This is a genomic window from Brevundimonas sp. (assembly GCF_030704825.1).
Classification (GTDB): Bacteria; Pseudomonadota; Alphaproteobacteria; order Caulobacterales; family Caulobacteraceae; genus Brevundimonas.
Map to the genome: position 1 here is coordinate 21767 of NZ_JAUYNX010000014.1, position 12534 is coordinate 34300.

Below are 12534 nucleotides of genomic sequence, written 5' to 3' on the forward strand. Positions count from 1 at the left end.
GAGCTGACCGAACCGGCGTCCCGCGCGTTCAGGCGTGCGTGATAGGATCGGCGCGTGAAACCTGAACCTCCGCTGCTCAACGCCGACCGGCTGCGCAAGCTGGGCATTGTCGTCGGCGTCAGCCTGGCGCACCTGGCCGTGTTCGCCGTCATGGGCCGCCCCGACGCCCCGGAGCCCGTTCCGGCCCAGCCGCCGCCGTTCAATGTCGTCCTGTATCGACCGCCCCCGCCGCCCCCGCCGCCGCTGCCCGTGGTGCGAAGCCAGGGCGGCGGCGCGCCCGCCGCGCCCTCGCGCGTTCACCTGACCCCCAAACCGGCGGACAAGCCGCGCGAGCTGGTCGCCCCGCCGGTTCCGGCCCCGGTCCCGGACCCCGTTCTGGTCGGGGCCGGCCCGATCGCCTCTCCGACCCCGGGCATGGGGCAGGGGGGCGAGGGAACCGGCTCGGGCGGGGGGCGCGGCGACGGCTTCGGCCCGGGCTCGGGCGGCGCCGGACCGATGATCCTGCGCGGCGCCACCCAGGGCGAGATCCTCAGCATCGTGCCGCCCGCGGCCCGCGCCGCCCGACGGGCCGGCCGCGCCAGCGTCAACTGCGTCATCCGTCTCGACCAGCGGCTGGACGACTGCCGCGTGGTCAGCGAATCCCCCGAGGGCTTCGGCTTCGGCGAGGCCGGCGTCCGCGCGGCCGCCTTCTTCCGTTATCGTCCGCCGATGACCGCCGCCGGTCGCCCGGTCGAGGGCCAGCGGGTCACCGTCTTCATCCTGATGGGGCGGCAGTGAAGGGCGGAACCGCCCCGCCGCGGACCGAAAATCGTTGACCTGATCTGAATCACGGCTATAAGGCGCGCTTCCGCGAAGGGCGTCGGCGCTCCTGGTCTGTTGACCGGAGCGTTTGTTGCGTCCGCAAACGCGTATCTGGAGAGCTTCGTGGCCCGTATCGCTGGTGTCAACATCCCGACCAACAAGCGCGTAGAGATCGCGCTGCAGTACATCCATGGCATCGGCGCCCACGCCGCCAAGGAGATCACGTCCAAGGTCGGCATCGAGCCCGCTCGCCGGGTGAACCAGCTGACCGACGCCGAGGTCCTGCAGATCCGCGAGACCATCGACCGCGACCACACCGTCGAGGGCGACCTGCGCCGCGAGACGTCGATGAACATCAAGCGTCTGATGGACCTGGCCTGCTATCGCGGCCTGCGTCACCGCAAGGGCCTGCCGGTCCGCGGCCAGCGCACCCACACCAACGCCCGCACCCGCAAGGGTCCCGCCAAGCCGATCGCCGGCAAGAAGAAGTAAGACAGACACATGGCCAAGGAACCGGGTCGCGTAAAGAAGCGCGAGCGCAAGAACATCACCTCGGGCGTCGCCCACGTGAACGCGTCCTTCAACAACACCATGATCACGATCACCGATGCCCAGGGCAACGCGATCTCGTGGTCGTCGGCCGGACACATGGGCTTCAAGGGTTCGCGCAAGTCGACCCCGTACGCTGCCCAGATGGCCGCCGAGGACGCGGGCAAGAAGGCCCAGGAACACGGCGTCAAGACGCTGGAAGTCAACGTTTCCGGTCCCGGCTCCGGCCGCGAGTCGGCCCTGCGCGCCCTGCAGTCGGTCGGCCTGACCATCACCACCATCCGCGACGTCACGCCGATGCCGCACAACGGTTGCCGTCCGCCCAAGCGCCGCCGCGTCTAGGCGGACACAGACCGACTACCTATCTCCGCCGGTCCTGCCGCCCCTGACGAGGAGCGAGGGACCGGCGCTCCGTTTTCGAGGGACACCCATGATCGAACGTAACTGGCAAGAGCTGATCCGTCCCGAGAAGCCGCAGATCGAGGCGAGCTCCGACCCGCAGCGCAAGTCGCGCCTGGTCGCCGAGCCCCTGGAACGCGGTTTCGGCGTGACGCTCGGCAACGCCCTGCGCCGCGTTCTGCTGTCGTCGCTGCAAGGCGCGGCCGTGACCGCGATCCAGATCGACGGCGTCGTGCACGAATTCTCGTCGCTGGAAGGCGTGCGCGAGGACGTGGTCGACATCGTGCTCAACATCAAGCAACTGGCGCTGCGCATGCACGCCGAGGGCCCCAAGCGCATGACCCTGCGCGCCACCGGCCCCGGCCCGGTGACCGCCGGCCAGATCGACGTCCCCTCGGACATCGAGGTGCTGAACCCCGATCACGTGATCTGCACGCTGGACGACGGCGCCTCGGTGCGCATGGAGCTGACCGTCCAGAACGGCAAGGGCTATGTGGCCTCCGAGCTGAACCGTCCGGAAGACGCCCCGATCGGCCTGATCGCGGTCGACGCCCTGTATTCGCCGGTCAAGCGCGTCGCCTATCGCGTCGAGCCGACCCGTCAGGGCCAGTCGCTGGACTATGACAAGCTGATCCTCGAGGTCGAGACCAACGGCGCGGTCTCGCCGGTGGACGCCGTGGCCTACGCCTCGCGCATCCTCCAGGACCAGCTGCAGATCTTCATCACCTTCGACGAGCCGAAGAAGGCCGTGGAAGCCGCGGACGGCAAGCCCGACCTGCCCTTCAACCCGGCCCTGCTGAAGAAGGTGGACGAGCTGGAACTGTCGGTGCGTTCGGCCAACTGCCTGAAGAACGACAACATCGTCTACATCGGCGACCTGATCCAGAAGACCGAGGGCGAAATGCTTCGCACCCCGAACTTCGGCCGCAAGTCGCTGAACGAGATCAAGGAAGTGCTGGCGACCATGGGCCTCAGCCTGGGCATGGACGTGCCCAACTGGCCGCCGGAAAACATCGAAGACCTGGCCAAGAAGTTCGACGACCAGATCTAGTTTCAACCCTCCGCCCTTGGTCCCGTCGGGACGCGGAGCGGTTAGAATGAGAGAACCCCAGGTCCGCGTGAGTGGAAACCAGGGTGAGTAGGAGAGACCCCGATGCGCCACGGCGCCGCCTATCGCAAGCTCGGACGTACGAGCGCTCACCGGACCGCGATGTTCGCCAATATGGCGGCGTCGCTGATCAAGCACGAGCAGATCACCACGACCCTGCCCAAGGCGAAGGAACTGCGTCCCTTCGTCGAGAAGCTGGTCACCCTCGCCAAGAAGGGCGATCTGCATGCGCGTCGTCAGGCGATCAGCCAGGTCCGTGACGTGCCGCAGGTCGGCAAGCTGTTCGAGACGATCGGCCCGCGCTACGCCGACCGCAACGGCGGCTACATCCGCATCATGAAGGCCGGCTACCGCCACGGCGACAACGCCGCCATGGCCGTGATCGAGTTCGTCGATCGCGACGCCGACGCCAAGGGCCTGGACTCGGGTCCGGTCTACGCCATCGAGGGCGACGACGAGGCGTAAGCCTCGGCCGTTGGGGCCACGACAAAGGGGCGGCCGGTGCGAACCGGCCGCCCCTTTTTCATTGTCCGGACCCGGCTTCGCGACCGTTACAGTCCGGGGGATACATCCTCGACAATCGGTTCGCCACAAGCTGGACAAGCCAGACATAAGCGACACTGGCTTGTCGCGCGCCGCCTCTCCGGCCAGAACCCGTCCATGACCGTCGCCATCGTCCCGTTTCGCCCGGACCACGCCGCCATGTGGCGGTCGTTCAACGAGGCGTGGCTGATCGCCGGGGGCTATGCGCTGGAGGCCAAGGACCAGCTGGTGCTCGGCGACCCGCAGGGATCCATCCTCGACCGGGGCGGCTTCATCTTCATCGCCGAACGGGACGGCGCGCCGGTCGGCTGCTGCTCCCTGATGGCCATGGCCGACGGGGGCTATGAGGTGGGCAAGATGGCCGTCGTCGAGGACGCGCGGGGGCTGAACCTGGGCTGGCGGCTGCTCGACGCCTGCGAGGCGGCGGCGCGGGCCGCCGGAGCGCCCCGTCTGTATCTGGAAACCAACCAGGCCCAGACCCACGCCATCGCCCTGTACCGCCGCTTCGGCTTCCTCGACCTGCCGCCGCAGCCGACGCCCTACGCCCGCTGCGACGTCTGGATGGAGAAGCGGCTCTGAGCGCTACTCCTTGGACAGGTCCTGACGCCGGAACCAGGCCAGGGCCCCGGCCAGGGGCAGCAGGGTCCACAGGGTGACGCTGACCCAGGCCTTGAGCGGCAGGCCGTCGGGCAGGGCCGCCGCGGCCTCTCCGCCCCGGATCGCGGCCTGGACCGCATCGGTCGCCGCCCCCGGATTGACCAGCACCGCCAGCCAGGCGTCGGGCATGACCCCCATCTTCATCAGCGGATTGGGCGTGAAGAACTGCGCCACCCCGACCACCAGCGGAACGAACAGGGCCGCCAGCAGGGACCGGGTCACCACCGCCGCCAGCATCCCCATCATGGTGAACTGCACGATGCGCAGCCAGGACAGGGCGGTGAAGCCCAGGAAGCGGCCGAACATCTCGCCGGTCATGGAGAAGGCCAGGGTTCGCTCGAACACCGCCGCCTTGATCAGGTTCTCGATCAGGCTGGCCGCCAGCATCAGGGCCATCGCCGCCAGCGCCAGTCCGGCCACCACGGCCAGCTTGCCCAGCAGCAGGTTCGGGCGGCTGTTGCGGGCGCTGATCAGCCGCCAGGTCTCCCAGCGATAGTCGCCGGCGTAGATCGTCGCCGCCCCGATCAGGACGAACAGCAACACCAGCGGATTGGCCAGGCCGGCTGTCCCCTCGACCAGGGCGTGGCCCATGTCCAGCGTGCCGCGGGCGAAGGCCTCCTTCAGCTCGGGCGGCATCTTGGTGTCGCCCAGCAGCTTGGTCTCGCTGCCCTTGAGCACGAAATTGGTGATCGCTCCGATGACCACCGCCAGGATCGGCACGAAAGCCAGGCTCCAGAACAGGGCCGTCCGGTTCTTCGACAGGCGGAAGCCTTCGGCGCGGATGGCGTCAACCAGCATGGATCGTCTCCGGCGCCTGCACGGCGCCCGTCTCGGTGAAGAAGATGGCCTCGAGGTCCGTCCCGACCCAGCGGGCTTCGCTGATGTCGATCCCGGCCTCGACCAGGGCGCGGATCAGGGCCGGGCCCTCGGCACGCGGAATGTCGGCCAGCGCAGCCTCGCCGTCGCGAACGCCTCTGGAGCCCAGTACTGCCAGGACCTTGTCGATCGGCCCGGCCGACAGGCGCAGGCGTTCGCCGACGGCGGTCAGTTCGCTGACCGCGCCTTCGCGCACCAGTCTGCCCTTGTTGAGGATGGCGACGCGGTCGCAGACGCGCTGGACCTCCAGCAGCTGGTGGCTGGCCAGCACGACGGTGAGGCCGTCGTCATTGGCGAGGCTGCGGATCAGGGCGCGCATCTCCTGGATGCCGGGGGGATCCATGCCGCTGGTCGGCTCATCCAGAATGATCAGCTCGGGCTTGCTGATCAGGGCGGCGGCGACGCCGAGGCGCTGCATCATGCCCACGGAGAAGCCGCGCACCTTGCGGTCCGCCGCCTCGGACAACCCGACCCGTTCCAGCCAGTAGGGAATGTCCGCCGTACCGGCGATGCCGTGCTCCAGCGCCAGCCAGCGCAGCACCTGCCGCGCGGTCAAATAGGGGGGATAGCGCGGGGTCTCGATCATCGAGCCCGTCAGGCGCATGTGGGCGATATCGCCGACAGGCCCGTTCATGATGGTCGCCGTACCATCCGTCGGCCGGATCAGGCCCAGCAGGATGCGGAACAGGGTCGACTTGCCGGCCCCGTTGGGCCCCAGCACGCCATAAACCCCGCCGCGCGGAATGGAGAGGTCCAGCCCGTCGAGGGCGCGGACGGTTCCGTAGGTCTTGGTGAGCCCACGCGTTTCGATCACGGCTGTCATGAGCCCAGCTTGGCCTTGCGCCGCGCCGTCGCGCAAGGCGGCATGGCATTAAGCTTTCGCAACCTCGGCTTGCGGGATGGCCATGCCGAAGGCGATCAACTCGCCATCGGGCGCCAGGACCAGCAGCTCCCTCTGGCCGTAGGGCTTGTCCGCCGGCCCGTGCACGTCGGCGGGCGGCAGCGTGTCCAGTTTCGGCTTCAGCTCGGCGTACAGGGCGTCCACGTCGCGCACGTCGATATAGTAGGCGAAGCGTCTGTGGCCCGGCGTGGGCTCACAGTCCTCGGCCTGAAGCAGCCGGAACCCGACCGTCTCGCGGTGGATATAGGCGTAGCCGGGCTGCCGGTAGGGCACGGTGAAACCGAGGATGTCGGTGAAGAAGTCGAGCGCCTTCTGCAGGTCCGGGACGTGCAGGAAGGGCGTCACCTGTTGGAAATTGCTCATGGCGGCCTCCGCCCTGACGGTATCACGGGGCTGACGGGCGCGCCCCGGTCGGTTAGAAGGCCCGTCCCCCGGCAAGGCCTCCCCCCATGTCCGCCCTCAACCGCCTCCGTACCCAACGCGCCGCGCTCGCCTTCATCTTCGTGACGGCGGTGCTCGATATCGTGGCCATGGGGATCATCATCCCGGTGCTGCCGCGACTGATCGAGGAGTTCGTCGGCTCCAACGCCCGGGCCGGGGTGATAAACGGCGTCTTCGTGGCCCTGTGGGCCGGGATGCAGTTCGTCTGCTCGCCCATCATCGGCTCGCTGTCGGACCAGTACGGGCGCCGGCCCGTCATCCTGATCAGCTGCGCCGGCCTGGCGCTCGACTATGTGCTGATGGCCGTCGCGCCCGACCTGTGGTGGCTGGCCCTGGGGCGGATCATCGCCGGGATCACCTCGTCCAGCTTCACCACCGTCTATGCTTATATGGCCGACATCACCGCGCCCGAGAAACGGGCCCGGGCCTATGGCCTGATCGGGGCGGCCTTCTCGGGCGGCTTCGTGCTGGGGCCGGTGCTGGGCGGCTTCCTCGGCGAGTTCGGGCCGCGGGTTCCGTTCTGGTTCGCCGCCGCCCTGTCGGGCGTGGCCTTCCTCTATGGCCTGCTGGTCCTGCCCGAGAGCCTGCCGACCGACAAGAGGATGGCCTTCAGCTGGAAGCGGGCCAATCCGGTCGGCTCGCTGATCCTGTTGCGTCGCCATCCCGAGCTCAGCGGCCTGGCGATCGTGAATTTCCTGCTCTATTTCGCCCACCACGTCTTTTCGGCGGTGTTCGTGCTCTACGCCGCGTGGCGCTACGGCTGGGGGCCGCGCGAGGTCGGCCTGTTGCTGGCGCTCGTCGGCGTGCTGGACATGGTGGTGCAGGGCGTGCTGGTCGGTCCCGTGGTCAAGCGGCTGGGCGACCGGTCGACCATGGTGCTGGGCCTCGTCGGCGGCACGGTCGGCATCGCGGCCATGGGCTGGGCCCCCGACGGCCTGTGGTTCATCGCCGCCATGCTGCCCAACGCCCTGTGGGGCCTGGCCATGCCGACCCTGCAGTCGCTGATGACCCGCCGCGTCGGCGAGGACGAACAGGGCCAGCTGCAGGGCGCCAACATGAGCGTGGCTTCCATCGCCGGAGTCATGTCGCCGCTGTTCTTCGGCTGGGTCTATTCGCTGTCGGTGGGCGAACACGCCCTGATCCACATGCCGGGCCTGGCCTTCTACATGGCGGCGGCCGTGCTGCTGCTGGCGGCCGTCATCGGCTGGCTGGTCGGGCGCAAGGCGACGCGTCAGGAATCGGTGGCGGCGCCGACGCCTTGATGCTGTCCAAAATCCGGGGCGGAATGTCTCCGCTCCTGCCTTCTGACCGGATGACCATGAAGCCCCGATCCCTCGCCCTCGCCCTGACCCTGACCCTCGCCGCCTGCGGCCAGCCCGGCGACACCCGGGCCCAGGACGGCGTCTTCGCCGACAATCGCGTGGTTCCCGGCGACGCCCTGGCGATGAAATCCAGCTTCGCCCCGGTGGTGCGCACGGCGGCGCCGGCGGTGGTCAATGTCTCGGCCCGCGGCGTCCAGCAGGTCCAGGACCCGTTCTGGTCCATGTTCGGCCAGGGCCCGCGCGCCCAGCAGGTCGGTTCGGTGGGCTCGGGCGTCATCGTCCGCGCCGACGGGGTGGTGGTGACCAACTATCACGTCATCAACGGCATGCAGCAGATCCGCGTGGTGCTGAACGACCGTCGCGAGTTCGACGCCCGGGTGGTGCTGGCCGACGAGCGGTCCGACATCGCGGTGCTCCAGCTCGAGGGGGTCAACGAGCGCCTGCCGACCCTGAACATCGACGACCGCGAGGAGCAGCAGATCGGCGATCTGGTGCTGGCCATCGGCAATCCGTTCGGCGTCGGCCAGACGGTGACCAACGGCATCATCTCGGCCCTGAACCGGACCGAAACCGGCATCAGCGACAGCGGCTCCTTCATCCAGACCGACGCGGCCATCAATCCCGGCAATTCGGGCGGGGCGCTGGTGGACATGGACGGCGACCTGATCGGCATCAACACCGCCATCTTCTCGCGCTCGGGCTCGTCGTCGGGCGTCGGCTTCGCCGTGCCGGCCTCGATGGTCAAACGGGTGGTCGATTCCGCCGTCGGCGGCGCCACCGCCGTGGTGCGGCCGTGGCTGGGCGTGAAGGGGGAGGGGGTCTCGGCCGACGTCGCCCGCAGCCTCGGGCTGGAGCGGCCGCAGGGGCTGGTGGTCACCGAGGTCTGGCCGGGCGGCCCGGGCGCGCGAGCCGGCCTGCGCGAGGGCGATGTCATTACCGCCATCGACGGGGCCGAGATCAACGATCAGGGCGGGCTGAATTTCCGGGTCGGCACGCGCGAGCCGAACGAGACGGTGGCGGTCACCGTCCGGCGCGACGGCCGGACCGAGACGCTGAACGCGCGGGTCCAGCCCCTGCCGGGCGATGCGGACGTCGACCGGGCCACGGTCGTCCGCTCCGGCGTTCTGAGCGGCGCCCAGGTGCTGGTCCTCAATCCCGCCCTCGCCGACAGCCTCGGCGGCGATCCCTTCGCCAGCGGGGTCATCGTCGGCCGGGTGCAGCGCGGCAGCTACGCCAACCGCGTCGGCCTGCAGGGCGGCGACATCATCCTGACCGTCAACGGCCGCGCCGTGACCTCCGTGCAGCAATTGGCCGACGTCGGCCGCGGCTCCGAACTGACCATCAACCGACGCGGCCAGAGGATCAGCGGCGTGATCCGCTGATCCCGGTCCTCGTGCAGCCGCCTAGGTCCGGATCGGCGCGCCGATTGACCAGGTATGGCCGAACGGGTCCTTGAGCTGGCCGTAGCGGTCGCCCCAGAACTGGTCCGCCAGCGGGTACAGCGGCACCCCGCCGGCGAGGATCGCCCGGCTCCACCATTCGTCCGCATCGTCGACCTGCAGGTGGATCGTCACGCCCTTGGGGACGATGTCCTGTTCGCCGTTCATCTCGGGGAATTCGTCGTTCAGCATCACCGCCGAGCCGTTGATGGTCAGATGCGCGTGCATCAGCCGCTCGCCGTCCTCGGCCAGCATCCGCCGCTCCTCAACGGCGCCGAAGGCGCGGGTGTAGAATTCGATCGCCGCCTGGCCGCCTCGCGAAGGAATGGTCAGGTGGGGGACGATGCCGATTGCCGCCTGCCCCGGAGTGTGGTTGTCAGCCATGTCGCGTGCTCCTCGGTCCGCAGCCACACTAACGCGTGAAAAGCCGGCCCGGAACGCCTATCTACACCCGGGCATGACCGACCTGTTCGAAGCCTCCGGCATCCATCCCCCTGACGCGCCGCTGGCCGACCGCCTGCGGCCGCGCACGCTCGAGGAGGTGGTGGGCCAGGACCATCTGCTGGGAGAGGGCGGACCGATCCGGCGCATGGTCGAGGCCGGGCGACTGGGGTCGATGATCCTGTGGGGCCCGCCGGGCACCGGCAAGACCACCATCGCCCGGCTGCTGGCCCAGGCCGCCGGCTATCAGTTCCAGCAGATCAGCGCGGTCTTCTCGGGCGTCGCCGATCTGAAGAAGGCGTTCGAGGCGGCCCGCATGCGCCGCGCCGCGGGCCAGTCGACCCTGCTGTTCGTCGACGAGATCCACCGTTTCAACCGCGCCCAGCAGGACGGCTTCCTGCCGTTCGTGGAGGAGGGGATCGTCACCCTCGTCGGGGCCACGACCGAGAACCCGTCGTTCGAACTGAACGGCGCCCTGCTGTCGCGGTCGCAGGTCTATGTGCTGAAACGGCTCGACGACGCCGCCCTCGATCAACTGTTGATTCGGGCCGAGGCGCAGGAGGGCAAGACCCTGCCGCTGACGCCAGAGGCGCGTCAGGCCATGCTGGCCCTCGCCGACGGCGACGGCCGCTATCTGCTGACCATGTCCGAGGTGCTGTTCGACCTGACCTCGGACGAGCCGCTGGACGTCCAGGCCCTGGCCGGCATCCTGCAGAAGCGCGCTCCCGCTTATGACAAGAGCAGAGAAGAACACTACAACCTCATATCCGCACTACATAAATCCGTTCGCGGGTCCGACCCTGACGCGGCCCTCTACTGGCTGGCGCGGATGCTGAACGGCGGCGAGGATCCGCTGTATCTGGCCCGCCGCATCGTGCGCATGGCGGTCGAGGACATCGGCGAGGCGGACCCCCTGTCCCTGCTGGTCGCCAACGCGGCCAAGGATACGTACGACTTTCTCGGCAGCCCAGAAGGCGAACTGGCCCTGGCCCAGGCCGTCGTCCATCTGGCCACCGCGCCGAAGTCGGTCGGGGTGTATGAGGCCTTCAAGGCGGCGAAGAAGGCGGCGCACGAAACCGGCTCGCTCATGCCCCCGGCCCACATCCGCAACGCCCCGACGAAGCTGATGAAACAGCTCGGCTACGGCAAGGGCTACCAGTACGACCCCTCGACGCCCGAGGGCTTCTCGGGCGCGAACTTCTTCCCGGACGGGATGGAGCGCCGCGTCTTCTACGCGCCGAAGGGCGAGGGGCACGAGGCCAAGGTCAGGGAGCGGCTGGACCGCTGGGCGGCGATGCGGGCGGAGAGGCAGGAGGAGGGCGACGCGGGTTAGCGTTGCCGTAACGCCGGTTTTGGGTCTAGCTTCCGCCCATCGATCAACCTTGGGAGGGGATGATGACCGATACGATGAAGGCCGCGACGCCGTGGCATCTGTGGGTCGTGGGCGTGGTGTCGCTGCTGTGGAACGCCTTCGGCGGCTATGATTTCGTTATGAGCGTGACCCAGGGCGAGACCTACTGGCGCGCCTCCGGCATGACGCAGCCGATGATCGACTATTACAACGCCATGCCGGCCTGGATGTACGTCCCGTGGGTGCTGGGCGTCTGGGGCGCAGTGGCGGGTTCTATCCTGCTGCTGCTGCGCAGCCGGTTCGCCGTCCACGCCTTCGCCCTGTCGGTGCTGGGCGCGATCGGAAACCTCGCCTACGGGCTGATGAACCCGATGCCGGAGCTGCCCCCGGCCATGGCCGCCATGGTGTACATGCCCTGGGTGATCGTCGTCGTCGCCGCCTTCCTGGCCTGGTACGCCTGGACCATGGGCAAGAAGGGGGTGCTGTCATGAGCGGCATGGGACAGACCATCCGCACGCCCTGGCACCTGTGGGTGGTCGGGGTGCTGGCGGCGCTGTGGAACGGCTTCGGCTGTTTCGACTACTTCATGACCCAGACGCGGCGCGACGAATGGTTCGCCCGGATGGGCATGACCGAGGCGCAGCTCACCTATTTCAACGCCATGCCGGCCTGGACGCACGCGGCCTGGGCGATCGGGGTCTGGGGCGGGCTGCTGGGCGCGATCCTGCTGCTGCTGCGGCGCAAGTGGGCCATGCCCGTCTTCGTGGTCTCGTTCCTCGGCTGGCTGGCGGGCGCGGTCTACGCCTTCGCCCTGTCAGACGGAATGGAGGCCATGGGGCCGATGTGGCCGATGCAGATCGTGATCGGCGGCGCCTGCGTCTTCTTCATCTGGTACGCCTGGATGCTCGGCAGGAAGGGCGTCCTGCGCTGAGGGGCTGACGGGCGGTCGGTCTTTCGCCTATGCAGGCGCGGTGACCGACCGTTCCCCCGTCTCCCTGAGCGAAGCCGAGATCGCCGCCGTCCGCTCGTGGGTGATCCACGAGGACGAGGCCGTGATCGCCTTCAACAAGCCCGCCGGCCTGTCCAGCCAGGGTGGGCGCATCCAGGCGCATACGCTGGACGACCTGCTGTGGGCCTTCGCCCGCTCGAACGGGAAGCGGCCCGATCTGGTGCACCGGCTGGACCGCGACACCTCGGGCGTCATCCTCGCGGCGAAGACGAAGCCGGCGGCGGGCTTTCTCGGCAAGGCCATCCAGGCGCGGCGGTTCAGGAAGACCTATCTGGCCCTGCTGTCCGCCGCCCCCGAGCCGACGTCGGGGACGATCGACAAGCCCCTGCTGCGGCAGGAGATCGGCCGCGAAAGCTATATGCGCGCCGTCGCCGCCGACACGCCCGGCGCCCAGCCGGCCCTGAGCCGTTACCGCACCCTGTCCGCCTCGGACGACGGCGCCCTGGTCGAGCTGGACCCGGCCACCGGACGGATGCACCAGCTGCGTGTCCATATGGCGTCCATCGGCCGCCCCCTGGCCGGCGACGCCCGCTACGGCGGGGCCCTGACCTTCGCCGGCCGCGCCGCGCCCCGCCTGATGCTGCACGCGGCCAAACTGATCTTTCCCCATCCCGAGGGCGGCTACCGCACCGTCGAGGCGCCCCCGCCCGAGGATTTCGAGGCGCTGAAGGCGGCGGCGGGGCTCTAGCCCGCCCGC

General features: G+C 69.0%; 16 protein-coding genes. 12 read left to right on the forward strand and 4 right to left on the reverse strand.

What is annotated here, in order from left to right; translation table 11 throughout:
• The first annotated feature begins 54 nt into the window (after nucleotides 1-54).
• The 6 genes from Q8Q71_RS05645 (at nucleotide 55) to Q8Q71_RS05670 (ending at nucleotide 3979) form a co-directional block, all read left to right on the forward strand.
• Nucleotides 55-777: an energy transducer TonB gene (locus tag Q8Q71_RS05645; protein WP_305758652.1), complete on the forward strand. Its 723-nt coding sequence runs from the start codon at nucleotides 55-57 to the stop codon at nucleotides 775-777.
• Nucleotides 778-924: 147 nt separating this feature from the next.
• Nucleotides 925-1293: a 30S ribosomal protein S13 gene (rpsM, locus tag Q8Q71_RS05650; RefSeq protein ID WP_305758653.1), complete on the forward strand. Its 369-nt coding sequence runs from the start codon at nucleotides 925-927 to the stop codon at nucleotides 1291-1293.
• A gap of 9 nt (nucleotides 1294-1302) precedes the next feature.
• Complete coding sequence (rpsK, locus tag Q8Q71_RS05655; RefSeq protein WP_013268944.1) at nucleotides 1303-1692, forward strand: 30S ribosomal protein S11; 390 nt, start codon at nucleotides 1303-1305, stop codon at nucleotides 1690-1692.
• An 88-nt stretch (nucleotides 1693-1780) separates the two neighbouring features.
• Complete coding sequence (locus tag Q8Q71_RS05660; RefSeq protein ID WP_305758654.1) at nucleotides 1781-2800, forward strand: DNA-directed RNA polymerase subunit alpha; 1020 nt, start codon at nucleotides 1781-1783, stop codon at nucleotides 2798-2800.
• Nucleotides 2801-2902: 102 nt separating this feature from the next.
• The gene (gene rplQ, locus Q8Q71_RS05665) at nucleotides 2903-3322 is read left to right on the forward strand and encodes a 50S ribosomal protein L17 (protein WP_300467175.1); all 420 of its coding nucleotides are present in this window, start codon (nucleotides 2903-2905) and stop codon (nucleotides 3320-3322) included.
• A 195-nt stretch (nucleotides 3323-3517) separates the two neighbouring features.
• Nucleotides 3518-3979, forward strand: a complete 462-nt coding sequence (locus tag Q8Q71_RS05670; protein WP_305758655.1) for a GNAT family N-acetyltransferase — start codon at nucleotides 3518-3520, stop codon at nucleotides 3977-3979.
• 3 nt (nucleotides 3980-3982) lie between these two features.
• Here Q8Q71_RS05670 and Q8Q71_RS05675 read toward each other — a convergent pair whose 3' ends face one another.
• From Q8Q71_RS05675 to Q8Q71_RS05685, 3 genes are read right to left on the reverse strand one after another with little or no spacing between them, the layout of a single operon-like run.
• On the reverse strand, nucleotides 3983-4855 hold the full coding sequence (locus Q8Q71_RS05675) for a hypothetical protein (protein WP_305758656.1): 873 nt from the start codon (nucleotides 4853-4855) through the stop codon (nucleotides 3983-3985).
• Nucleotides 4845-5756, reverse strand: a complete 912-nt coding sequence (locus tag Q8Q71_RS05680; RefSeq protein WP_305758657.1) for an ABC transporter ATP-binding protein — start codon at nucleotides 5754-5756, stop codon at nucleotides 4845-4847. The genes Q8Q71_RS05675 and Q8Q71_RS05680 overlap by 11 nt, the downstream gene beginning before the upstream one ends.
• 48 nt (nucleotides 5757-5804) lie before the next feature.
• Nucleotides 5805-6197 (reverse strand): VOC family protein, encoded by a 393-nt coding sequence (locus tag Q8Q71_RS05685; protein WP_305758658.1) that lies wholly within the window; start codon nucleotides 6195-6197, stop codon nucleotides 5805-5807.
• Nucleotides 6198-6283: 86 nt separating this feature from the next.
• On the opposite strand from Q8Q71_RS05685, the gene Q8Q71_RS05690 reads away from it, so the two are divergent.
• Both Q8Q71_RS05690 and Q8Q71_RS05695 read left to right on the forward strand, forming a co-directional pair.
• Nucleotides 6284-7537: a TCR/Tet family MFS transporter gene (locus Q8Q71_RS05690; RefSeq protein ID WP_305758659.1), complete on the forward strand. Its 1254-nt coding sequence runs from the start codon at nucleotides 6284-6286 to the stop codon at nucleotides 7535-7537.
• 56 nt (nucleotides 7538-7593) lie between these two features.
• On the forward strand, nucleotides 7594-8979 hold the full coding sequence (locus tag Q8Q71_RS05695; RefSeq protein ID WP_305758660.1) for a trypsin-like peptidase domain-containing protein: 1386 nt from the start codon (nucleotides 7594-7596) through the stop codon (nucleotides 8977-8979).
• Nucleotides 8980-9000: 21 nt separating this feature from the next.
• Here the strand turns inward: Q8Q71_RS05695 and Q8Q71_RS05700 are convergent, their stop codons facing one another.
• On the reverse strand, nucleotides 9001-9420 hold the full coding sequence (locus Q8Q71_RS05700; RefSeq protein ID WP_305758661.1) for a VOC family protein: 420 nt from the start codon (nucleotides 9418-9420) through the stop codon (nucleotides 9001-9003).
• Between the two features lie 73 nt (nucleotides 9421-9493).
• On the opposite strand from Q8Q71_RS05700, the gene Q8Q71_RS05705 reads away from it, so the two are divergent.
• The 4 genes from Q8Q71_RS05705 to Q8Q71_RS05720 all read left to right on the forward strand — a co-directional run bounded on the left by Q8Q71_RS05705 (nucleotide 9494) and on the right by Q8Q71_RS05720 (nucleotide 12525).
• Entirely contained in the window at nucleotides 9494-10810 is a 1317-nt protein-coding gene (locus Q8Q71_RS05705) for a replication-associated recombination protein A (RefSeq protein WP_305758662.1), read from the forward strand.
• 62 nt (nucleotides 10811-10872) lie between these two features.
• Complete coding sequence (locus Q8Q71_RS05710) at nucleotides 10873-11319, forward strand: hypothetical protein (RefSeq protein ID WP_305758663.1); 447 nt, start codon at nucleotides 10873-10875, stop codon at nucleotides 11317-11319.
• Nucleotides 11316-11759, forward strand: coding sequence for a hypothetical protein (locus Q8Q71_RS05715; RefSeq protein ID WP_305758664.1), 444 nt, complete (start codon nucleotides 11316-11318; stop codon nucleotides 11757-11759). The genes Q8Q71_RS05710 and Q8Q71_RS05715 overlap by 4 nt, the downstream gene beginning before the upstream one ends.
• Before the next feature lie 40 nt (nucleotides 11760-11799).
• Nucleotides 11800-12525 (forward strand): RluA family pseudouridine synthase, encoded by a 726-nt coding sequence (locus tag Q8Q71_RS05720; RefSeq protein ID WP_305758665.1) that lies wholly within the window; start codon nucleotides 11800-11802, stop codon nucleotides 12523-12525.
• Nucleotides 12526-12534 lie beyond the last annotated feature (9 nt).

What these genes read in the sequence shown, in the direction of transcription:
- rpsK (WP_013268944.1), top strand. Translation starts at nt 1,303, where the DNA reads ATGGCCAAGGAACCGGGTCGCGTAAAGAAGCGCGAGCGCAAGAACATC.
- Q8Q71_RS05660 (WP_305758654.1), top strand. Translation starts at nt 1,781, where the DNA reads ATGATCGAACGTAACTGGCAAGAGCTGATCCGTCCCGAGAAGCCGCAG.
- rplQ (WP_300467175.1), top strand. Translation starts at nt 2,903, where the DNA reads ATGCGCCACGGCGCCGCCTATCGCAAGCTCGGACGTACGAGCGCTCAC.
- Q8Q71_RS05670 (WP_305758655.1), top strand. Translation starts at nt 3,518, where the DNA reads ATGACCGTCGCCATCGTCCCGTTTCGCCCGGACCACGCCGCCATGTGG.
- Q8Q71_RS05675 (WP_305758656.1), bottom strand. Translation starts at nt 4,855, where the DNA reads ATGCTGGTTGACGCCATCCGCGCCGAAGGCTTCCGCCTGTCGAAGAAC.
- Q8Q71_RS05680 (WP_305758657.1), bottom strand. Translation starts at nt 5,756, where the DNA reads ATGACAGCCGTGATCGAAACGCGTGGGCTCACCAAGACCTACGGAACC.
- Q8Q71_RS05685 (WP_305758658.1), bottom strand. Translation starts at nt 6,197, where the DNA reads ATGAGCAATTTCCAACAGGTGACGCCCTTCCTGCACGTCCCGGACCTG.
- Q8Q71_RS05690 (WP_305758659.1), top strand. Translation starts at nt 6,284, where the DNA reads ATGTCCGCCCTCAACCGCCTCCGTACCCAACGCGCCGCGCTCGCCTTC.
- Q8Q71_RS05695 (WP_305758660.1), top strand. Translation starts at nt 7,594, where the DNA reads ATGAAGCCCCGATCCCTCGCCCTCGCCCTGACCCTGACCCTCGCCGCC.
- Q8Q71_RS05700 (WP_305758661.1), bottom strand. Translation starts at nt 9,420, where the DNA reads ATGGCTGACAACCACACTCCGGGGCAGGCGGCAATCGGCATCGTCCCC.
- Q8Q71_RS05705 (WP_305758662.1), top strand. Translation starts at nt 9,494, where the DNA reads ATGACCGACCTGTTCGAAGCCTCCGGCATCCATCCCCCTGACGCGCCG.
- Q8Q71_RS05710 (WP_305758663.1), top strand. Translation starts at nt 10,873, where the DNA reads ATGACCGATACGATGAAGGCCGCGACGCCGTGGCATCTGTGGGTCGTG.
- Q8Q71_RS05715 (WP_305758664.1), top strand. Translation starts at nt 11,316, where the DNA reads ATGAGCGGCATGGGACAGACCATCCGCACGCCCTGGCACCTGTGGGTG.